Origin of the sequence: Streptomyces chartreusis NRRL 3882, assembly GCF_900236475.1 — a bacterium.
GTDB classification, from domain to species: domain Bacteria; phylum Actinomycetota; class Actinomycetes; order Streptomycetales; family Streptomycetaceae; genus Streptomyces; species Streptomyces chartreusis_D.
The window spans coordinates 3,702,588-3,722,943 of the sequence record NZ_LT963352.1; the positions used below are offsets into that span (position 1 = coordinate 3,702,588).

Below are 20,356 nucleotides of genomic sequence, written 5' to 3' on the forward strand. Positions count from 1 at the left end.
TGTCACCGGTGGTTACGCAAGTGAGGGTCGGTTCCCTCTTGTAACCACGACCACCCTGCGGCAGCATCGACAGACATGGAAGAAGGCACTTCGAAGTCACCGAGTAACTGCGCGAGCACCGTGGACTACGGCGACGCCGATCCCTTCCAGTGGGACACCCGCGAGGACTGCCAGGTCCGGCAGATCCTCGACCGGATCGCCGACAAGTGGTCACTGCTCGTCATCGCGCTGCTGGAGAACCGGCGGCTGCGCTTCACCGAGCTGCGCCGGGAGATCGACGGGGTCAGCCAGCGGATGCTGACGGTGACGCTGCGGTCGCTGGAGCGGGACGGCCTGGTGAAGCGGACGGTGCACCCGGTGGTGCCGCCGCGGGTCGAGTACGAACTGACCTCCCTCGGCCGGACCCTGCACACCACCATCCAGTCGCTGGTGACCTGGACGGAGCGGCACCAGGAGGAGATCGCGGCGGCCCGCAGCGCCTACGACGCCCGTGAGTCGGAGGCGCGGGCCGCGGAGGCTACGGCGTCCTAGGAGCCTGGCGGGACCGGTGCGCCCGGGCCTTCTCGCGGTTGCCGCAGTGCTCCATCGCGCACCAGCGGCGGCGGCCCGGGCGGGAGGTGTCGACGAAGAGCAGGTAGCAGTTGTGGGCCCCGCATTCGCGGACGCGGTGTGCGTAGGGGCCGGTGAACAGGTCGATCGCGTCCCGGGCGACCGTGGAGAGCAGGTGGGCTCCGGTGGCGCCCGGGGCCCAGGCACGGGTGCCGTCCGGCTCGATGCGGGGGACCAGCGGCGGCCCGGCCGCGGCGGCGTTGACGACGTCCAGGTCGGCGGCTTGCAGCGGGCGGCCGTGGGCGCGGTCGGCGGCGAGCGGGAACACGGCGTCGCGCAGGGTGCGCACGCGCTCCAGCTCGTCCTCGGTGACGGTGATGTCCAAGCCGTCCGGGAGACGGCTGCGGGCGATCCAGGCGACCAGGTCGGCGGGCTCGTGCAGCACCTCGTACCGCGCGAACTCCCCCGGGCCGCCCGTCGTCAGCAGCTCCAGGCACAGGGCGCCGGGGTCGAAGCGGAAGACCTTCCCCCCGTACGAAGTCAGCCTCAGTCCCGGCGTTTCCGTTGCGCGCTCATTCACGTAACCAATATAAGTGGTTACATGGCCGACAACACTCCGCACCCCCTCCACTGGAAGATCGTCATCGACTGCGCGAACCCGCAGGCACAGGCCGACTTCTGGGCCGCCGCGCTGCGCTACGAGGTCGAGGACAACAACACGCTCATCGAGAGGCTGCTGGACTCCGGCGCCGTACCGGCCGACGTCACGGTCGAGTTCCACGGCCGGCGCGCCTTCCGGGACCTGGTCGCCGTACGGCATCCCGACGACCCGTACGACAAGGAGAGCGGGACCGGGCTGGGGCGGCGGTTGCTGTTCCAGCGGGTGCCGGAGGCGAAGACGGTCAAGAACCGGCTCCACCTGGACCTGCACCCCGGTCAAGGGACGCGCGAGGACGAGGTGGTACGCCTGGAGAGGCTCGGGGCGAGCGTGCTGCGGCGAGTGGCGGAGCAGGGCACGGCATGGGTCGTGATGGAGGATCCGGAGGGAAACGAGTTCTGCGTGCACTAGTGCGGCGACAACCCAACTGTCTGGCCACTTAAGGCTCTTGACGGATATTCAGCCGGGGCTTCACCATCCAGGCACCCCATTCACTGTGGGCGCCCGTGGACACCCACGGGCTTCCCCATGGAATTCGGAGCCCCCACATGAAGCTCTCCGCATCCGCGCGTGCCGTGGCGGCAGGTGCCGTGGCGACCGCCATGCTCCTGACCGGCGGTGCCGTGGCGGACGCCGCGTCCGCTCCCCCAAGACCGGCCGCCGCGCCCGACATACCCCTGGCGGGCGTCAAGGCCCACCTCTCCCAGCTCCAGTCCATCGCCACCGCCAACGGCGGCAACCGCGCGCACGGCCGCGCCGGCTACAAGGCCTCGATCGACCACATCAAGGCCAAGCTGGACGCGGCCGGGTACACCACCACGGTCCAGCAGTTCACCGCCTCCGGCCGCACCGGCTACAACCTGATCGCCGACTGGCCCGGCGGCGACGCGAACCAGGTCGTGATGGCCGGCTCGCACCTCGACAGCGTCTCCTCCGGGCCCGGCATCAACGACAACGGGTCCGGCTCGGCCGCCGTCCTGGAGACCGCCCTCGCGGTGTCCCGGGCGCAGTACAAGCCCACCAAGCACCTGCGGTTCGCCTGGTGGGGCGCGGAGGAACTCGGCCTGGTCGGCTCCCGCCACTACGTCAGCCGGCTGGCCACCGGGGACCGTTCGAGGATCAGCGCCTACCTGAACTTCGACATGATCGGCTCCCCGAACCCCGGCTACTTCGTCTACGACGACGACCCGGCGATCGAGAAGACCTTCAAGGAGTACTTCAGTGGCCTCGGCGTCCCGACCGAGATCGAGACCGAGGGCGACGGCCGCTCCGACCACGCGCCCTTCAAGAGCGCGGGCGTGCCGGTGGGCGGCCTGTTCACCGGGGCCAGCCGGACGAAGACGGCGGCGCAGGCGGCCAAGTGGGGCGGTACGGCCGGGCGGGCCTTCGACCGCTGCTACCACTCCTCCTGCGACACCACCGCCAACATCGACGACACCGCCCTCGACCGCAACAGCGACGCCGTCGCGTACGCGGTGTGGGAGCTGTCGCAGTAACGGCGCCTACTGGTTGCGGGCCCGTTCGGTCAGCCGGCCCATGCGGGCGCGGGCCGACTCCAGTTGCTCGATCTCCTCGGCGGCGGGGCCGTCCTCGCCGGCGAGTTCGGTCCACAGGCCGATCAGGTCCCGGCCCAGCTCCAGCCCCACCGCGGGGTCGCGCACGGCGCGCCAGGCGGTGGCCGCGCTCTGCACGTTGCCGTAGGCGGCCTCGGCGTCACCCGTGCGGCGGCGGGCGGCGGCCAGGTCGAGGGACAACCGGAAGGCACGGAGCGGATCACCGGACAAGTAGGAGATGTACGCGGTGAGTTCGCGCAGCCGGAGCACCTCGGGGTGCTCCGGCCCGAGCGTCCCCGACGCCTCCACGACGGTCTGGTCCGCCAGCCCGGCCGCCGCGTCGATCCGGCCCTCCTTGACGGCCTCGTTGATCCGCGCGATCGGCTCCGCGAGGAGGGCGGGGGCGGCCGGGTCGCCCGGGGCGCCGAGGGGTTCGTCGCCGAGCACGGCCTCCGCGACGGCGTCGAAGCCGCGGGCGGGGGTCGGCTTGGCGTCGGCTTCGGCCGCGAGCAGCTCCGCTTCGGACATCGGCTCGGGTTCGCGCCTGCGCTGCGGGCCCGGGCCGGTCCCCGGGACGGGGAGCGGCCTGACGTCCATGAGCGGCGGCGGGCCGAACTCTCCGGTCGGGGGCGCGACGGTGCCGGGGGGTGTCGTGGCCGGGCCCGGCCGCGTGTCTTCCGGTTCGGGCCGCGGCGACTCGGTGACGGCTCGCAGCTCGAAGGTCGGTACGGGCTGATCGGCCGGCTGCGGTTCGGGCACCGCCCGCAGCGGGAACGTCGAGGCCGGGCCACGGCCGGGCTCCTGTGCGGGGCGCAGGACGTGCGTGGCCCTGTCGTCCTGCGGGTGCTGCGGCTCCGGCGCGGGCGGCGTCGGTCCGGGCGGCGTCGGTCCGGGCGGCGTCGGTCCGGGCGGCGTCGGTCCGGGCGGCGTCGGTCCGGGCGGTGTCGGTCCGGGCGGTGGAACGGGCGGCTCCGTCACCGCACCCGCCGCAGGCGTTCCCGCGGCGGCGACGGCGTCCTCCGGCGGGGCCGTGCGGACCGGCTCGGCGGTGAAGCGGCTGGAGCCGTCCGGGTCGACCTGGAGGGGCACGACGTAGCCGATGCGCTCGTCGTGGACCGTGGCGAGGACGGGATGGCCGGTGGCCAGGGCGATGTGGTGAAGGCGGTTCAGGACGGCCTGCTGGATCTCCTCGCCGGGGGCCGCGAAGACGGGGACGCCGCCGACCGACGCACCGTCGCAGACACCCCCCGCTCCGGCTCCCGGCGCCGCTCCTGCCGGGTCCGCTCCGGCCCCGGGGACACGGACGTCGATCGGCGCCGCCGGGGTCGCCGCGTGCGCGGCCTGCTTCTGTTCCCGCTTCTTCTCGCGGCTGAGTCGAGCCATCGTCCCCTCATTCGGCGTCGTACACCTAGTGTCGAGTGTGTCCGCTCGCTCCCGTTTCTCACGTCACCGCGGTGTCACAGGCTCGTCCCAAGGATTCCAGGTCCCGGTATGGATCGTTCCGGATGGCATGAGGATCAGGAGCACGAGGGAGGAGAGGGGCATGCAGACAGGCATGCGACAGGGGCCGGAGATCTGGATCCGCGGCCCGGTGACCGGCCAGGGGCCGGGGGCGCCGGGGCCCGCTCACGCCCATGCCGCGGCACGGCGTTTCTCCTGGGTCGGCACACACGGCGGCGCGGGCGTCTCCACCCTCGCCGCGGTCTACGGCGGCCATGACAGCGGCCGCGCCTGGCCCGGGCCGGGCGATCCGCCGTCGGTGCTGCTGGTCGCGCGGACGCACGCGGCCGGGCTGGACTCGGTCGCCGGTGCTGTGGATGTCTTCCGGCGCGGTCAGGCCCCGCCCGGGCTGGACCTCGATGCCGTCGTCCTCGTGGCGGACGCTCCGGGCCGGCTGCCGCGTCCGCTCGCCCAGCGGGTCAAGTCCCTGGAGTCGGTCATCGACGTGTACCGCGTGCCCTGGGTGCCGGCCTGGCGGCTGGGCGAGCCGGGGCATCCGCCGCGCGAGACATCGGCCCTGGTCCGGCTGACGGGAGCGGCGCGCTGACGGCGGTGTCCCTGTCGGCCGGGGAGATCGCGGCGGGCGTGCGGGCCCGGGAGCTGCGCGCGGTCGACGTGATCGGGGCGGCGCTGGAGCGGATCGAGCGGGCCGATCCGGAGCTGTGCGCGTTCGTCGAGGTCTGGCGCGAGGACGCGTTGCGGCGGGCCGGCGAGGTGGACGCGCTGCTCGCCGGGCGTGCCGCAGATGTCCCCCGAAAGAGGGAAGCGCTGCCGCTGGCCGGGGTGCCGATCGCGGTGAAGGGGCGGCACGGGCTGCGTGCGGCGGGGCCGTTGCTCGCGGCCGGTTGTGTCGCCGTGGGCGCGACCTCGGTGCCCGGGCCGGGAACGCCCTGGCGGACCTGGGGGCTCGGCGCGCGCGGCCGGACCGTCAACCCGTGGCGCGCGGACCGTACGCCGGGCGGCTCGTCGGCCGGGGCAGCGGTGGCGGTGGCGGCCGGGCTGGTGCCGCTGGCGACGGGCAGCGACGGGGCCGGGTCGGTGCGGATCCCGGCGGCCTGGTGCGGGGTGACCGGCCTGAAGACCACGGCCGGACGGCTGCCCTCCGCCGACGGTACGGGGCTCGCCGTCCCCGGTGTGCTCGCCCGCTCGGCGTCGGACGCGGCGAGTTGGTGGCACGTGGTGTCGCAGGAGCCGGTGCCGACCGGCACGCCGCTCCCGGTCACCGCCGTCTGGTCGCCCGACCTGGGCTTCGCGGAGCCCGACCCGGAGCCCGTCGCGCTGGCCCGGGCGGCGGTCGAACGGCTCGCGGCGGCCGGTGTCCTACGGCTCGTACGGCCGCGCGTGCCGTTGCGGCTCGCGGACCCCGGGCCCGCCTGGCTCGCCCTGCGCACACCCGGTGCCGATCCGGGCGGAGCCCACCGCGTCCGGGCGGAGAACGACCGGCGGCTGGCCGGACTGTTCGCCGAAGCGGAGCTGCTGCTGACGCCGACCACGCCCACCCCGCCGCACGGGCACGACGGCCCGGGCGACCGCTACTCCACCTCCCTCACCTGGGCGTTCAACCTCAGCGGGCATCCGGCGCTGAGCCTTCCGGCGGGCTTCGGCGCTGACGGCTGCCCGGCCGGGCTGCACCTGGTGGCGCCGCACGGCCGGGAGGCGCTGCTGCTGGCCGTGGCACGGGAGGCGGAGCCGCGCATCGGGGGCTGATGGCGCCCCTGGCGGATTTAGATGCGCACGCATATGATGCAAGCGCGTGTAATTGACCCGCGCCTACCTTCTGGGGGGACACCCATGACCCGTCGCTTCCTCTTCGTCCTGGGCAGTGCCCGTGCCGACGGCAACACCGAGCTGCTGGCCCGCCGGGCAGCCGAGCAACTGCCCCCGGACGTCGAACAGCAGTGGATCGACCTGGCCGAGCATCCGGTGCCCGACTTCGAGGACCTGCGGCACGACAGCGACCACGTCCGCCCGACCGAGGGCAACCTGGCGCTGCTGCTCGACGCCACCCTCGCGGCCACGGACATCGTGATCGCCTCGCCCCTGTACTGGTACTCGGTCTCCGCGCACACCAAGCGCTACCTGGACTACTGGTCCGGCTGGCTGCGCACGCCCGGCCTCGACTTCAAGGCGACCCTGGCGGGACGCACCCTGTGGGGCGTCACCGCGCTCGCGCACACGCAGCCGGAGGTGGCCGACCCGCTGGTCGGGACGCTCAACAACTCGGCCGCGTACATGGGGATGCGGTTCGGCGGAGTGCTGCTCGGCAACGGCAGCAAGCCCGGTGACGTGCTGAACGACACCGAGGCACTGACCCGCGCGAAGACGTTCTTCGCGCAGGAGGCGCCGCCGGCCCGGTTCGTGTACGAGGACTGAGCACCACGAGGCTGGGAGGACCGAGCGGACTGAGCGGACCGAGCGCTACGCGGTGATGTCCTTCGTCGTGAAGCGCGCCCAGGCCGCCGAGCCGAACACCCCCGCGTACAGGGCCTGGAGGCCGAGGTTCTTCGCCAGGTCGTCCCAGTACACGGGCTCGCGCATGAGGTCGGCGAAGGACAGCCAGTAGTGCGAGAAGAAGTACGGCTGGAGGGCGTGCAGTTGCGGGATCTGGTCGAGGATCTGGACCGTGATCAGCAGACCGACGGTGGTCGCCGTCGCCGCGATGCCGCTGCCCGTGAGCGTCGAGACGAACAGTCCGAGCGCCGCGACGCCGATCAGTGACGCGGCGACGACCAGGGCGATCAGCAGGGCTCTGCCCAGGCCTTCGGCGAAACCGATCCGGGTGCCGGAGATGGTCGTCAGGTCGCCGAGCGGGAACAGCAGCGCGCCGACCGTCAGCGCCGAGACGGCCACGACAAGGGTGGCGGCCAGGCAGAAGATGACGACGGTCGCGTACTTGGTGAGCAGCAGACGGGTGCGGCCGGCCGGGGCGACCAGCAGGTAGCGGAGCGTGCCGGCGTTCGCCTCGCCGGCGATCGCGTCGCCCGCGACGACACCGATCGCCATCGGCAGGAAGAACGGGAGGGTGGCGGCCAGCGCGGTGAAGACGAGGAACAGGCCGTTGTTCGTGATCTGCGAGATGAAGGCCGGTCCCCCGCCCCCACCACCGCCGGGCGACGAACCGTCACTCGTCTCCATCTTGACGGCGATGCCGACCAGGACGGGCACGCCCGCCAGCACGGCCAGCAGCGCGAGGGTGCGCCAGCGCCGGAAAGTGGTGGTGAGCTCGCTGCGCAGCAGCCCGAAGGTCCACAGCGGGCTCACCGGCCGTACGGCCCGTGCGGCTTCAGCCTGCGACATCGAAACCCTCCCCGGTCAGCGCCACGAACGCGTCCTCCAGCGAGGCCCGTCGGACCGTGAATCCGCGGACGCGCACACCGGCCGTGACCAGCGCGGCGTTCACCTCGGCGAGGTCGCGGTCCGGTGGTTCGCCGGTCACCCGGTCCGCCGTGACGACGACGTCGCCGACGCCCTGCTCCTTCAGCACCCGGGCCGCCTCGGCCGGATCCGGCGTGGTCACCACCAGCCGACCGCGCGCCCCGGCGGACAGCTCGGCGACCGCGCCCTGCGTGATCAGACGGCCCTGCGTCATCACGGCCGCGTGCGTGCAGACCTGCTCGATCTCGTCGAGCAGGTGGGAGGAGAGGAACACGGTCGTGCCGTCCGAGGCCAGCTCCCGTATCAGGGTGCGGATCTCGCGCATGCCCTGCGGGTCGAGGCCATTGGTCGGCTCGTCGAGCACGAGCAGCCGGCGCGGCTGGAGCAGCGCGGCCGCGAGGCCCAGGCGCTGCTTCATGCCCAGCGAGTACGCCTTGGCCTTCTTGCCCGCGGCGGCCGTCAGGCCCACCCGGTCCAGCGCGGCGGCGACCCGGGCCTTCCGGGTGCGCGGATCGGCGGCCGGGTCGGCGGAGTCGTACCGGACGAGGTTGTCGCGGCCGGAGAGGAAGCCGTACAGGGCCGGCCCCTCGATGAGGGCGCCGACGTGCGGCAGCACGGCGCGGGTGGCCCGGGGCATGGGCTGTCCGAGCACCGTTGCCGTGCCGGAGGTGGGCTCGATGAGGCCCATCAGCATGCGGATGGTGGTGGTCTTGCCGGAGCCGTTGGGGCCGAGGAAGCCGAAGACACTGCCCGCCGGGACGGTCAGGTCGAGGCCGTCGACGGCGAGTTGTCCGCCACGGTAGCGCTTGGTGAGCGCGCGGGTGGCGATGACCGGTTCCCCGGACTCGGCCTGCGCGTCGCTGTGCTCCGGCTCCGCGGCGGACGGTTCGCCCATCGGCTCCCTCGTTCTCTCGAAAGGACTTACTTCCCGGCGTCGGCCGCCTTCACCAGCGCGTCCTTGGTGACCATGCCCACGTAGACCTTGCCGTCGTCCGTGATCAGGGCGTTGACCAGGCGGGTGGAGAAGACCGTGCCGGAGCCGAACTTGCCGGCGACCTTGTCGCCGAGCGAGTTCACGAAGCCGCCGAGGTCGCCGCCGGCCTTGCCGGAGGGCACGCCGTGGCCGCCGGTGTCGAAGGTGGCTATGGAGCTCCAGCCCTCGCCGATGGTCTTCATGCCGTCGAGGCCCTTGCCGAGGTGCTCCTCGGCCCTGGGGGCGTGCTCGCGCGGCCCGCCCTTCTCGAAGCCCTTGCCGAAGTCCTTGTCGGAGCCCTTGCCGGCGTCCTTCTCCTCGGTGACCTTCGCGCCCTTGGGCGGGGTGAAGTCGAAGGTCGACGCGGCCGGCTTGCCGAAGGTGACCTGGGTGAAGCCCGCGTCGACGACGGCGGCGCCGCCGCTCGCCGGGGTCAGCGTGAACTTCAGCGGCATGCCGGTCTTCGCGTCCACGGCCACGGTGACCGCGCCGACCGTCGAGCCGGACTGCTTGGGCTTGATGACCAGCTTGTAGGCGTCCCGGCCGGCGACCTGGGCGGTGCCGTCCACGCTCACGGAGGTCGTGTCGTCGGTGGCCTTCAGGGCCTCCTCGGCGAAGTCCTTGGGCGTGGCCGGCGGCTGCTGGTCCTTCCCGCGCTCCGGGCTGTCGGAGGCGGTGCCGTGGTAGACCTCGTTCGACTTGCTGTCGTAGCCCCAGACGTCCTTGCCGTTGTGGATGATGCTGTACTCGGCGGCGTTCTCCAGCAGCGACAGCTTCTGCTTGTCCGGGCCGTCGGCCGCGACACGCAGGGTGTGCGTGCCGGAGGCCAGTTCCGTGAGCTTGGCCGTCGGATCGGCGGAGGAGCCGCCCCGGTCCCGGCTCGCGGCACCGGACATCAGGCTGCTCTCCAGCCCGCCGAGGTCCGGCAGGCCGAGGTCCGTGCTGATCTTCACGGTGCCGGACAGCTGCTGGACGTCCGACTTGGCGATCTTCTCGATGAGCTGCTGTGCGGTGATCTTCGGGAGGTCGGGGTCACCGGAGTCGGCGAGTGCGGGGACCAGCCCGATCGTCGCGGCCGCCACCCCCACCACCGTGACCGGGACGACGTACCGCGCGGCCTTGCGCCGCCCGGAGCGCTGCTCGTCGACCTCCCCGGCGGTCGTGCTGTCGTCGGATGCGTACGGTGCCATGTGTGCCCTACCTCCGTGATCGGCGGCGGCTGTCCGTGTCGTACACGCACTCGTCCCTGAGCCGCCATTCTCACCCGAACTGGTGAGGAGTGGTGTTTTCCGTGGTGACCATCTGACCAAATCGGCCAGGGAAATACGTCAGACCCCGGGCTCAACTCCACGTACTGCTGCGGTATGACACGAGAGCGCGGCTTCTCCCCCGACCCGTAGGGGTCGTACGGGAAGGACCGGCTAACCGGCCCGGTGCACCACCGCGTCGGACAGCTCCACCAGCGCCGTCTTCGCGGCGCACTCGGGCAGCGGGGCCAGCGCCGAGCGGGCGTCCTGGGCGTAGCGGACGGTGTCCCGCCGGGCCTGTTCCAGCGCGGGGTGGGCCCGCAGCAGGCGCAGGGCCTCGGCGTGCCGGTCGTCGTCGGTGAGGTCGGAGTCCAGCAGCTCGCACAGGGCGATGTCGTCCGCGAGCCCGAGCCGGGCCGCGCGCTCGCGCAGCCGCAGCACCGGCAGCGTGGGGATGCCCTCGCGCAGGTCGGTGCCGGGCGTCTTGCCGGACTCGTGGGAGTCGGAGGCGATGTCCAGGACGTCGTCCGCGAGCTGGAAGGCGACGCCGAGCCGCTCGCCGTACTGGGTCAGCACGTCCACGACCGTGTCGTCGGCGCCGGACATCATCGCGCCGAACCGGCACGACACCGCCACCAGCGAGCCGGTCTTGCCGCCCAGCACGTCCAGGTAGTGCTCGACCGGGTCGCGGCCGTCCTGCGGTCCGGCCGTCTCCAGGATCTGCCCGGTCACCAGCCGCTCGAACGCCTCGGCCTGCACCCGCACCGCCTCCGGGCCGAGGTCGGCCAGGATGTGCGAGGCGCGGGCGAAGAGGAAGTCGCCGGTGAGGACCGCGACGGAGTTGCCCCAGCGGGCGTTCGCACTCGCCACCCCGCGCCGCACGGCGGCCTCGTCCATCACGTCGTCGTGGTACAGCGTGGCGAGGTGGGTCAGCTCCACGACGACGGCCGACGGCACGATCCCGGGCGCGTACCGGTCGCCGAACTGGGCGGAGAGCATCACGAGCAGCGGACGGAACCGCTTGCCGCCGGCCCGGACCAGGTGCTGGGCGGCCTCCGTGATGAAGGGCACCTCACTCTTGGTGGCCTCGAGCAAGCCTTCCTCGACAGCCGCCAACCCGGCCTGGACATCGGCTTCCAGAGCCTGGTCCCGCACGCTCAGCCCGAACGGCCCGACGTCGGTCACGAGGGGTCTCCTGTCTGCTGGTGTCTGCCGGTGATTACGCGGTTTGTCGATAGGTCGCTGCCATCACTCGAGTCAGCGTATCCGGTCACGTTTCGATCACCACCAGCGCCCAGGGTTACAGGCCGGGTGGTATCCGATCACGACCGCTATGTTTTCGATCAGCTCATAAGAGCAGACATTTATCGACTTACCGGGAGGTAGCGAACTATGCACGATTTGCCGTAATGAGTAAGCGAATTCCCCTTGATGGAAATTGCCCCACGGACTCGTGATCAGTGAGTTCAATCACGTCTTCCCCCGCGACACCCCACTCCGACAGCGCCCCGTACCCCCTTCCGGTGAACGCGAGTTGAGCCTTGGCTTCCGCAAAGGATCAAGTACCTCATTCCCCCCTGACCAAGGTCAACCACCTCGATATGTGACTCCGGCGCTTGTTCCCGACATGTGCTCTCGCATACGTTCCGGGCCTGTCCGGCGGACGCCGAATCCTGCCGCCGCCCGGACTCCCCACAACCGACTCACTCACGCAGGGCAGGAGCGGGGGACCCAGGTAAGTCGCCGGTCCGCGCAGCGGAACGGCTCGGGGTGAAGCCGCGTACGGCACACAGCGCCGTAGGCGGCCGGGCACCTCCCGGCCCGAACCCGACAGCTCACCTCGCAGGCGCCGGAGAGGAACATCGCCATGCCCCGAGGCAAGCACCGTCGCCCCAGAACCAGCCAGATCACCCGTCGCGTCGTGGCCGCCGGCACCGGCGGAGCGGCACTCACCCTCCCGCTGCTCGGCGCGACGCACGCCAGCGCCGCCGAGCCGGCCCAGAGCGCAGAGTCCGTGTCGCAGGCGGCCCAGCCCGCCAAGTCCCTCACGTACACCGTCACCAAGGGCGACACGCTCTACCGCATAGCGGAAAAATACGACGTGTCGGGCGGCTGGAAGCAGCTCTACAAGGACAACCGCGCCGCCGTCGGCGACAACCCGAAGCTGATCCACCCGGGTCTGAAGCTGAAGGTGAAGACGGCCAAGGCGGACGCCGTGAAGAAGACGGCGACCAAGGCCTCCGCCCCCGCCAAGCCGGCCGCGAAGCCCGCCGGTGGCGTCGCCCAGGCCACCCAGGCCTCGGCGAAGACCTACGCCAACAACCTGGACGGCTGGATCCGCGAGGCGCTGGACATCATGGCGCAGAAGGGGATTCCGGGTTCGTACGACGGCATCTACCGCAACGTCATGCGGGAGTCGTCCGGCAACCCCCTGGCGATCAACAACTGGGACTCGAACGCCGCCGCCGGCACCCCGTCCAAGGGTCTCCTCCAGACCATCGACCCGACCTTCCAGGCCTACCACGTGGACGGCACGTCGTGGGACCCGTTCGACCCGGTCGCCAACATCACGGCGGCCTGCAACTACGCGGCGGCCCGCTACGGCTCGATCGACAACGTCAACGGCCCGTACTGAGCCGTCCCGCCCAGCAGTCGTTCGAGGACGACGGCGATGCCGTCGTCCTCGTTCGACAGGGTGATCTCGTCGGCCACGGCCTTGAGTTCGGGATGGGCGTTGGCCATGGCGACGCCGTGGGCGGCCCAGTCGAACATCGGGATGTCGTTGGGCATGTCCCCGAAGGCGACGGTGTCCGCCGGCCGCAGCCCCAGGTGCTCGGCGGCCAGCGCCAGGCCCGTCGCCTTGGTGATCCCGCACGGCTGGAGTTCGACCGTGCCGGGCCCCGACATGGTCACCGTCGCCAGTGAACCGACCACCGACCGGGCCGTCGCCGCCAACTCGTCGTCCGTCAGGTAGGGGTGGCGCAGCAGCACCTTGCTGATGGGCTCGCCCCACAGCTCGTCGCGCCGGTCGACCCGTACCGCCGGCAGGGTCGGGTGCGGCATGAGATAGCCCGGCTCGATGAGCGTGAGCCCGTCGACCCCGTCCTGGTCGACCGCGGCGTACACCTGCCCCACCTCGGCCTCGATCTTGCCGAGGGCGGTCTCCGCCAGCTCCCGGTCCAGGGTGATGGACCACAGCAGCCGGTCCGCGCCGGCGTCGTACACCTGCGCGCCCTGCCCGCACACCGCGAGCCCCGTGCAGCCGAGGTCGTCCAGGAGCGGCCGCACTCTCGGCGCCGGCCGGCCCGTCACCACGAGGTGCTGGGCACCGGCGTCCGCCACCCGCGCGAGCGCGGCGAGGGACCGGTCGGACAGGGTGTCGTCGCCGCGCAGCAGCGTCCCGTCCAGGTCGGTGGCGATGAGTGAATATGCGATGGGTGCGGCCATGATCAGAGAATACGGACAGCGCGCCCTTTCGTTTCATCGCGCGGCGGGCGCCGATTGCCCGGTTGAAGGCCTCTGCACCAGTTGGCAACAACATGGTCCGCTACCTACCGTCGAGGCCGTCTCGGGCGGTACCTTCCAAGTGTCCAGGGGGGACTTGATCGGGGGGTCGGGTTGAGCAGTGGACGTGTGCGTGTGGCTGGGCCCGGGGAACTCGGCGAGGGGGAGAAGGAGCGTTGGCGCGCGCTGCGCGCGGCGGCGGAGACACCGCGCAACCCCTTCATGGAACCGGAGTTCACCGAAGCCGTCGGCCTGGTGAGGCCCCAGGCGCGGGTCGCGGTGGTGTACGAGGGGCTGGAGCCGGCCGGCTTCCTGCCCCATGAGCGGGGCCCGTTGGGGCAGGGCCGGGCGATCGGGCTGGGCGTCTCGGACGCGCAGGGCGCGATCCTGCGGCCCGGCCTGCGTCTGGACACGGGCGAACTGCTGCGGGGCTGCTCGCTGTCCAGCTTCGCCTTCGACAACCTGGAGGCCGAGCAGCGGCTGTTCGTCCGGTACGCGGCCGAGGAGCACGCCACCTACGTCATCGACGTGGAGAAGGGCTACGAGACGTACGAGTCGGTGCTGCGCGCCCAGTCGCCGAAGTTCCTGAAGACCACCCTGGCCAAGGAGCGCAGGCTGGGCCGGCAGGTCGGCGAGCTGCGGTTCGTGTTCGACGAGCGCGAGCCGGCCGCGCTGCGCACGCTCATGGGATGGAAGTCGGCGCAGTACCGCAGGACGGGCCGCCGGGACCGGTTCGCCCAGGAGTGGATCACACGGCTCGTGGGGCGGCTGGCCGAGACCCGGGCGCCGGAGTGCAGCGGCACGCTGTCCGTGCTGTACGCCGGCCAGCGCCCGCTGGCCGCGCACTTCGGGCTGCGCTCGGCGTCGGTCCTGGCCTGCTGGTTCCCGGCCTACGACCCGGAGTGCGCGAAGTACTCGCCGGGTCTGGTGCTGCACCTGCGCATGGCCGAGGCGGCGGCCGCCGAGGGCATCGGCATGCTCGATCTGGGGCGGGGCGCGGCCGAGTACAAGGACGCGTTGAAGACGGGCGAACTGCCCGTGTACGAGGGTGCGGTGACGCGCCCGGGGGTGGGCGCGGCGCTGCACTGGCTGAGCCGCGAGCCGGCGCGCCGCGCACACAGCTTCGTCCGCGCCAGGCCCGGGCTCGCGGCGCTGGCCGCGCGGACCCTGAAGAGCGCGGCTCGGCTGCGCCGTACCTGACACAAGTCGTACCTGACGACAGGGGGGGGGAGGGCGCATGGCCCGTTCGGCACGTGCGCAGGAGGAGATACGGCGGTTCCTGGACATCGAGGCGGTCCAGGTCGCCGAGCTGGACCTGGACGGTGACGAGGCGGTGCTCAGACCGGGCCCGGGGAGCCCGCCGGTGACGTACGGCGAGGTGTTCGCACTGGTCAGGCGGGGCGGGCGGCCGGTGGGGACGCTGCTCGGGCGGGTGCCGGAGGGGGCGGACGCGAAGGCGGTGCTCGCGGCGCGGGCGCGGGCGGAGTGTGCGGACGCGGCGTCGCCGGGCCGGGCGTCGCAGTCCGGGGAGCCGCCGTACACGAGTGTCGTCGTCGCCACCCGGGAGCGTGCCGGGCAGTTGGCCCGGGCACTGGACTCGCTGCTGGCGCAGGACCATCCCCGGTTCGAGGTGGTCGTCGTGGACAACGCCCCGGTGACGAGCGAGACGCGGGAGCTGATCGAGCGGAAGTACGCCGAGCGCGTGCGGTACGTCTGCGAGCCGGTGCCCGGCCTCGCGGTCGCGCACAACACGGGGCTCACGGCCGCGCGGGGCGAGGTCGTCGCGTTCACCGACGACGACGTGGTCGCCGACCCGCGCTGGCTCACCGAGCTGACCGCGCCCTTCGCCGCCGACCCCGGACTCGGGTGCAGCACCGGGCTGATCCTGCCCGCGCGGCTGACCACCCCGGCCCAGGTGCTGCTGGAGAGCCACGGCGGCTTCGCGAAAGGCTTCACTCCAAGGACGTACGACCCGGCGCGTCCGCCGGGCGACGAGCCGCTGTTCCCGTTCACGGCGGGGCGGTTCGGCTCCGGTGCCAACATGGCCTTCCGGACGGCCGTCCTGCGTTCCGTCGGCGGTTTCGACCCGGCCACCGGTGCCGGCACGGCAGCCCGGGGCGGCGACGACCTCTACGGCTTCGTCCGCGTCCTCGCCCAGGGCCACCGGCTGCGCTACACCCCGTCCGCACTGGTGTGGCACCACCACCGGGAGACCTGGCGCGACTTGGAGACCCAGGCCTACGGGTACGGCGCCGGACTCACCGCCTACCTCACCGCGGTGCTCGTGAACCGCCCCGGGCTGCTGCCGGCGTTCCTCGCGAAACTGCCCCGGGGGCTCGCCCACGCCCGCGCGCTGACCGCCGTACGCGACACGGAGGGTGGCGGGGCGCCGGGCGACCACGACACGCGGACGCATCCGTGGCCGCGGCGGCTGTCGCGGTTGCAGCGCCGGGGGATGGTGTACGGGCCTGTCGGATATCTGCGAGCGCGGCGGGCGCTGCGCGCGAGGGTTCAGAGGGTTCAGAGGGTTCAGGGGGCGAGATGAGGACGTCGGCGCGTGCGCGTGGTGAGGGGCGGGGGGACGGCAGAGGCCGGGCGGAGCGGGGTGCGCGGGACGGTGAGGGGCCGATATCGCCACCGGGTGCGGTCGGCTCCCCGGCCATCCCGGTCTTCCTGTACCACTCCGTGATGGACGATCCGCCGGACTGGATCGCCGAGTTCACGGTCACGCCGAAGCAGTTCGCCGCGCATCTCGACGCCGTGGTCCGCAGCGGCCGTACGCCCGTCACGATCAGCGCGATCGCCGACCATCTGGCCGGGCGCGCGACCCTGCCGCCCCGGCCCGTGCTGCTCACCTTCGACGACGGCTTCGCCGATCTGCCCGGCCCCACCGCCGAGGCGCTTGCCGAGCGGGCGCTGCCCGCCACCGCCTATCTCACCACCGGCGCCATCGCCCCGGGCGGCCGCAGTCTGCTGCCGCCCGCGCCGATGATGACCCTGGACCGGGCGGCGGAGCTGGAACGTTACGGCATGGAGATCGGCAGCCACACGGTCACGCACGCGCAGCTCGACACGCTGTCCGGCAAGGACCTGGCGTACGAACTGCGCTCGTCGAAGGCGGTGCTGGAGGACGCCCTCGGGCACGAGGTCCGTCATCTCGCCTATCCGCACGGCTACAACAGCCCGCGCGTGCGGGCGATGTCGGCCCGGGCCGGTTACGAGACGGCGACCGCCGTGCGGCACGCGCTCAGCTCCGACCGCGACGAGCGCTACCGCATCGCCCGGCTCATCGTCCGGCGTACCCACACCGTCGCCGACGTCGAGGGCTGGCTGGCGGGTGCGGGCGCCCGGGTCGCGCCGTACCGGGACGGGCCGAAGACGATCGCCTGGCGTTGGTACCGGCGGGCCCGCGCCGTGGTGCACGGACCCGAGTTCGCGGGCTGAGCGGTCATTTCAGCGGCTGGTTGAAGTACGGGTCGGCGACCGCCTTGCGCAGGCTCTTCCAGGCCGCGTCGTTCGCCAGGGCCAGGTTGCAGTGCGGTCCGGGGTCGCGGTAGTTCCACTGGAGGGCGGCCTTGACGCCGTCCAGGCCCTTCAGCACGCCGGGCACCTGCGCGTACCACTCGGCCTGCCGCTGCGGGCGGGCCGGGTCCGCGGCGGTGCCGAACTCCGAGAGCATCAGCGGCTTGTCGTCGGAGATGTTCGCGCGGATCCAGTCGTGCACGGAGTGCTGGGTCTGCGCGAAGGTGAGCCAGCCGGTGTTGTGGCAGTGGTAGTAGTTGTACTGGTTGTAGCCGATCCAGTCGACGTACTCGTCGCCGGGGTACATCCGCTTCATCTCCTCGGCGTGGTCGAGGTAGCCGGTGGTGATCCACGTCCACACCACGTTGTCGACGCCCAGTTCGCGGAACCGGTCGTGGATGTGCCGGTACGCCTTCACGTACTCGGCGGGGGTGCCGTTGGCCGGGGTGCGGGTGTCCATCTCCAGGTCGAAGGAGAGGAACACCTTCTTGCCGTAGTCCTTGATGCGCCTGGCCTGGACGTCGATGACGGTCTTGTCCAGCTCGCCGGAGGCGATCTGCTTCCAGGTCGGCTGCTGCTCCTTGGTGCCGCCCCACCACTTGCTCTCCCAGGACAGCAGCAGCAGGTGGTCCTCGCCGACGCGCTGCTCCTCGGGGGTGAGCAGCTGGCCTTCGCGGCGGGTGCCCTCGGGCAGGGACATGTCGTGGTACGTGTACACGATGTCGAGTTCACGGCCGACGCGCTTCTCGTAGGCGCGCACCTTCTCCGGCAGGTCGTCCCGCTCGTGCGGCACGAACGCCCCGAACCAGGCGCCGCAGGGCGGTTCCAGGAGCGCCGTGGGGCGGCAGTCCGCCTTGGAGCCGGCGGCTCCCGGGTCCGGCCCGGAGGCGTCCCGGAGGGCGAGCACTCCGACCAGGACCGCGCTGACGACCGTGGCGGACGTCATCAGCAGACGGCGCCGGCTCGATGTGAACGGGCCGGCGGACGGCTGTTCCTCGTGTGGCTGTGGCCTCCTGCGGTGCTGCCCGGTCGGAGTCGGTGTGCGGCGAAAGGGACGGTGGGGACGGTTGAACCTCACTGAGCAGAACCCTTCGGTGTCCTCGGTGTCGTCCTCGGCGGCGGGGAGGCGCGCAGCGGCGGACAGAACGCGGCGAGTGTGGTCAGCAGCGTCAGTGTCAGCAGCACCCGCTGTGCGCTGAAGGCGTGTGCGGCGATCAGCACGGTCGCGACGAGCATCACCGCGCCGATGCTCAGGAACAGCACCAGCATCAGCCGCTCCAGGAGGTCGGAGCGGCGGGCGAAGTCCGGATCCCGGTGCTCGACGGGGCCCTCGGCGGGCCGCGCCCCCAGCGCGGGGGCGCAGATTCTGACCACGGCCGTGCCCGGGCCCGCCGCCAGGAAGAGGGCGACGGCGGCGCCCCGCAGCGGCGATCCGCCGGGCAGCGCGAGGGCGGCGAGCGCGAGCCAGCCGCCGAACGGCGGCAGCATCCGGACCACGAGTTCCTGCGGTGTCATCGCTCCGCTCCCCCGGCCTGCTTCAGTACGTAGAGCCATCCCGCGCTGTTCTCCGCCACGAGCTGGAAGCGTGGTGAGGCGGCGACGGACTTCTGGATGCGGTCCAGCTGCGCCTTGTCGAGCTGTCCGTTCATCTCGGAGTTGGCCGACTGCCCCTGGGTGAGCAGGAAGTAGGCCCGGGCCGGCCGCTCGACCCCGGCCATGTCACCGGCGAGCGTGCCGGCCGGGTTGCGGACGATCCGGTCGACGTGGCTGCGGGCGTCGTCCAGGAACCAGTAGTGGTCGACACGCCAGTAGGAGGCGTACGCGAGCGGGTAGTTGCGGTTGGCCGCCACGACCAGCGAGCCGTCGGGCGCCTGGTCGAACAGCTGCCGTACGAGGGCCACTTCCTGCGGCGGGAAGTAGTTGATCCGGTCCTTGCCCGAGTAGGCCGGGACGAACGCCAGGGTTCCGCCGAGCAGCGCGGCCAGCCCGGCCCAGGTGCCGAGCCCTCGTCTCCGGGCCTTCCCGGGGGCGGCCTGCCGGCTGCCGGCCTCCTTCGCGGCGGCGTCGGCGGCCAGCGTGCGGACCTTGGGCAGCAGCGCGGCGGCGGCGAAGAACGCGGCGCCGGGCAGCATGAACAGCAGCACCCGGAAGATCATCTCGCTGCCGTAGCTGCTCGCCGCGAACATCGGCAGCGGGGCCGCGGCGATCAGCAGCAGGGGCCGGGCCCGGTGCCGCAGCACCCGTTGGCGCAGGACGCCGAAGGCCGCGAGCAGCAGGACGGACGCGGACAGCAGCCGGGCCGCCCAGGAGGTGGCGATCGCTCCGGTGCCGGTCGGCGTGGCGCCGTACCCCGTCTCCACGTTGGCGCCGACGTCACCGACGGAGCGGATCATGTCCGGCATCGCCGCGGACAGGAAGGGCAGCGCGGCCGTCAGACACCAGGCCAGGAAGATCACGACGGTCGTGACCACCGGGACCCAGTCGCGGTAGCGGCGGCTCAGGCACAGCGCGAGCAGGCAGACGACCAGCATGCCCGGCGTGAGCTGGTGGGAGATGACGATCGCCACGACCATGACGACGAGCACCACCGTCCACACGGCCTGCCGGGGCCGCCCGCCCCGCACCGCGGACCGGCCGAAGCGGCGCAGGACCAGGGCCAGGACGCCGACATGCAGCGCGTACGCCACGGACTGGGGGGAGAAGTAGTCCTGGCCGACCCAGTTGGCGACGTAGAAGAGCCAGACCGCGGTCCAGATCAGCCGCCGGTCCTCGGTGAAGGTGCGGTAGATCAGCAGCAGCGGGAGCAGCAGCATCAGGCTGGAGACCAGGGGCCACCAGGCCATGAACATCGCCGCCGAGTCCACGCCCAGCAGCCGCATCAGGGCGGCCTGCGCGGCGAAGAAGCCGGGCCACTGGTCGTACACCGCCATGTCGCCGACCTGGTCGGCTGTCTGCAGACCGCCGGCCGTCAGCAGATGGTCGATGACCGCCTCGTGCTTCCACGCCCAGGCGTACAGCGGGGTCGGGTAGAGCACGGCCTGCGTGGCCCGCTCCATCACCAGCAGCCCGAGGACGTAGGCCGCGGCCCAGGCGCCCGGCCGGCGCGGATCGCGCACCGTGAACCAGAAGCCGGTGGTGAGCACCACGAGGCCGGCCCAGAAGGCCGGGTGCAGCGCGGTGACCAGCCCGTAGTCGTCGAGCCGCGAGACGTCGGTGTGCCGCACGGCGTACGCCCACAGGGCGAGCGCGACGAACAGCGGAACGCCGGGCCAGGCCACCGCGCGCCGCCCGGACCAGGCGGGGGGCAGGTCGGACAGATCCGTCACGGGCTCATGGGCGGGGCTCGACGACTCCGAGGAGGAGGGGCTGGAGGACTGGCTGGAGGTCTCGGGGCTGCTGCCGGGGGTGTTCGCGCCGTCCCGTGCCGGTGTGGGTTCTGGCGTGGATCTCTCCCTCGGAGTTACTGGCGGACGCA

20 protein-coding genes and 1 riboswitch are annotated in these 20,356 nt (G+C 72.2%); of the genes, 10 read left to right on the plus strand and 10 right to left on the minus strand.

What is annotated here, in order from left to right:
• The first annotated feature begins 75 nt into the window (after window positions 1–75).
• Entirely contained in the window at window positions 76–531 is a 456-nt protein-coding gene (locus tag SCNRRL3882_RS16525) for a winged helix-turn-helix transcriptional regulator (protein ID WP_029181276.1), read from the plus strand.
• Here SCNRRL3882_RS16525 and SCNRRL3882_RS16530 read toward each other — a convergent pair.
• Complete coding sequence (locus SCNRRL3882_RS16530; RefSeq protein WP_010041456.1) at window positions 518–1,129, minus strand: CGNR zinc finger domain-containing protein; 612 nt, start codon at window positions 1,127–1,129, stop codon at window positions 518–520. The two genes, SCNRRL3882_RS16525 and SCNRRL3882_RS16530, sit on opposite strands and share 14 nt — an antisense overlap.
• A 21-nt stretch (window positions 1,130–1,150) precedes the next feature.
• Here SCNRRL3882_RS16530 and SCNRRL3882_RS16535 point away from each other — a divergent pair, with 21 nt between their 5' ends.
• Entirely contained in the window at window positions 1,151–1,618 is a 468-nt protein-coding gene (locus tag SCNRRL3882_RS16535; RefSeq protein ID WP_010041459.1) for a VOC family protein, read from the plus strand.
• A gap of 137 nt (window positions 1,619–1,755) precedes the next feature.
• Complete coding sequence (locus SCNRRL3882_RS16540) at window positions 1,756–2,703, plus strand: M28 family metallopeptidase (RefSeq protein ID WP_010041461.1); 948 nt, start codon at window positions 1,756–1,758, stop codon at window positions 2,701–2,703.
• Window positions 2,704–2,709: 6 nt separating this feature from the next.
• Here the strand turns inward: SCNRRL3882_RS16540 and SCNRRL3882_RS40985 are convergent, their stop codons facing one another.
• A complete protein-coding gene (locus SCNRRL3882_RS40985; RefSeq protein ID WP_162501114.1) occupies window positions 2,710–4,143 on the minus strand; it encodes a tetratricopeptide repeat protein in 1,434 nt (477 codons plus the stop codon).
• Between the two features lie 160 nt (window positions 4,144–4,303).
• Here SCNRRL3882_RS40985 and SCNRRL3882_RS16555 point away from each other — a divergent pair, with 160 nt between their 5' ends.
• The 3 genes from SCNRRL3882_RS16555 to SCNRRL3882_RS16565 all read left to right on the plus strand — a co-directional run bounded on the left by SCNRRL3882_RS16555 (window position 4,304) and on the right by SCNRRL3882_RS16565 (window position 6,633).
• The gene (locus tag SCNRRL3882_RS16555; RefSeq protein WP_010041466.1) at window positions 4,304–4,807 is read left to right on the plus strand and encodes a DUF6668 family protein; all 504 of its coding nucleotides are present in this window, start codon (window positions 4,304–4,306) and stop codon (window positions 4,805–4,807) included.
• Between the two features lie 5 nt (window positions 4,808–4,812).
• Window positions 4,813–5,967 (plus strand): amidase family protein, encoded by a 1,155-nt coding sequence (locus tag SCNRRL3882_RS16560; protein ID WP_010041468.1) that lies wholly within the window; start codon window positions 4,813–4,815, stop codon window positions 5,965–5,967.
• A gap of 84 nt (window positions 5,968–6,051) precedes the next feature.
• Window positions 6,052–6,633, plus strand: coding sequence for a flavodoxin family protein (locus SCNRRL3882_RS16565; protein WP_010041469.1), 582 nt, complete (start codon window positions 6,052–6,054; stop codon window positions 6,631–6,633).
• Window positions 6,634–6,678: 45 nt separating this feature from the next.
• Here SCNRRL3882_RS16565 and SCNRRL3882_RS16570 read toward each other — a convergent pair whose 3' ends face one another.
• The 4 genes from SCNRRL3882_RS16570 to SCNRRL3882_RS16585 form a co-directional block, all read right to left on the minus strand.
• The gene (locus SCNRRL3882_RS16570) at window positions 6,679–7,557 is read right to left on the minus strand and encodes an ABC transporter permease (RefSeq protein WP_010041474.1); all 879 of its coding nucleotides are present in this window, start codon (window positions 7,555–7,557) and stop codon (window positions 6,679–6,681) included.
• The gene (locus SCNRRL3882_RS16575; protein WP_010041475.1) at window positions 7,544–8,530 is read right to left on the minus strand and encodes an ABC transporter ATP-binding protein; all 987 of its coding nucleotides are present in this window, start codon (window positions 8,528–8,530) and stop codon (window positions 7,544–7,546) included. Before SCNRRL3882_RS16575 ends, SCNRRL3882_RS16570 begins: the two co-directional genes overlap by 14 nt.
• A 26-nt stretch (window positions 8,531–8,556) precedes the next feature.
• Window positions 8,557–9,798, minus strand: coding sequence for a LolA family protein (locus SCNRRL3882_RS16580; RefSeq protein WP_010041478.1), 1,242 nt, complete (start codon window positions 9,796–9,798; stop codon window positions 8,557–8,559).
• Window positions 9,799–10,029: 231 nt separating this feature from the next.
• Window positions 10,030–11,040 carry a polyprenyl synthetase family protein gene (locus SCNRRL3882_RS16585; protein ID WP_010041481.1) on the minus strand — a complete coding sequence of 337 codons (1,011 nt, stop codon included), beginning with the start codon at window positions 11,038–11,040 and terminating at the stop codon, window positions 10,030–10,032.
• 502 nt (window positions 11,041–11,542) lie between these two features.
• Window positions 11,543–11,717, plus strand: a riboswitch (cyclic di-AMP (ydaO/yuaA leader).
• Window positions 11,718–11,722: 5 nt separating this feature from the next.
• Between SCNRRL3882_RS16585 and SCNRRL3882_RS16590 the strand changes: the two genes are divergently transcribed.
• On the plus strand, window positions 11,723–12,490 hold the full coding sequence (locus SCNRRL3882_RS16590; protein ID WP_010041483.1) for a LysM peptidoglycan-binding domain-containing protein: 768 nt from the start codon (window positions 11,723–11,725) through the stop codon (window positions 12,488–12,490).
• Here the strand turns inward: SCNRRL3882_RS16590 and SCNRRL3882_RS16595 are convergent.
• A complete protein-coding gene (locus SCNRRL3882_RS16595) occupies window positions 12,454–13,302 on the minus strand; it encodes a Cof-type HAD-IIB family hydrolase (RefSeq protein WP_010041490.1) in 849 nt (282 codons plus the stop codon). The two genes, SCNRRL3882_RS16590 and SCNRRL3882_RS16595, sit on opposite strands and share 37 nt — an antisense overlap.
• A gap of 186 nt (window positions 13,303–13,488) precedes the next feature.
• On the opposite strand from SCNRRL3882_RS16595, the gene SCNRRL3882_RS16600 reads away from it, so the two are divergent.
• The 3 genes from SCNRRL3882_RS16600 (at window position 13,489) to SCNRRL3882_RS16610 (ending at window position 16,803) form a co-directional block, all read left to right on the plus strand.
• On the plus strand, window positions 13,489–14,559 hold the full coding sequence (locus SCNRRL3882_RS16600) for a GNAT family N-acetyltransferase (RefSeq protein ID WP_029181278.1): 1,071 nt from the start codon (window positions 13,489–13,491) through the stop codon (window positions 14,557–14,559).
• 37 nt (window positions 14,560–14,596) lie between these two features.
• Window positions 14,597–15,904, plus strand: coding sequence for a glycosyltransferase (locus SCNRRL3882_RS16605; protein ID WP_010041493.1), 1,308 nt, complete (start codon window positions 14,597–14,599; stop codon window positions 15,902–15,904).
• 143 nt (window positions 15,905–16,047) lie between these two features.
• Window positions 16,048–16,803, plus strand: a complete 756-nt coding sequence (locus tag SCNRRL3882_RS16610; RefSeq protein ID WP_010041495.1) for a polysaccharide deacetylase family protein — start codon at window positions 16,048–16,050, stop codon at window positions 16,801–16,803.
• 4 nt (window positions 16,804–16,807) lie between these two features.
• On the opposite strand, the gene SCNRRL3882_RS16615 is transcribed toward SCNRRL3882_RS16610, so the two are convergent.
• The 3 genes from SCNRRL3882_RS16615 to SCNRRL3882_RS16625 all read right to left on the minus strand — a co-directional run bounded on the left by SCNRRL3882_RS16615 (window position 16,808) and on the right by SCNRRL3882_RS16625 (window position 20,207).
• Window positions 16,808–17,827, minus strand: coding sequence for a glycosyl hydrolase (locus SCNRRL3882_RS16615; RefSeq protein ID WP_010041497.1), 1,020 nt, complete (start codon window positions 17,825–17,827; stop codon window positions 16,808–16,810).
• A gap of 128 nt (window positions 17,828–17,955) precedes the next feature.
• Complete coding sequence (locus SCNRRL3882_RS16620; RefSeq protein WP_010041499.1) at window positions 17,956–18,396, minus strand: hypothetical protein; 441 nt, start codon at window positions 18,394–18,396, stop codon at window positions 17,956–17,958.
• On the minus strand, window positions 18,393–20,207 hold the full coding sequence (locus tag SCNRRL3882_RS16625; RefSeq protein WP_010041501.1) for a hypothetical protein: 1,815 nt from the start codon (window positions 20,205–20,207) through the stop codon (window positions 18,393–18,395). Before SCNRRL3882_RS16625 ends, SCNRRL3882_RS16620 begins: the two co-directional genes overlap by 4 nt.
• Between the last annotated feature and the right edge of the window lie 149 nt (window positions 20,208–20,356).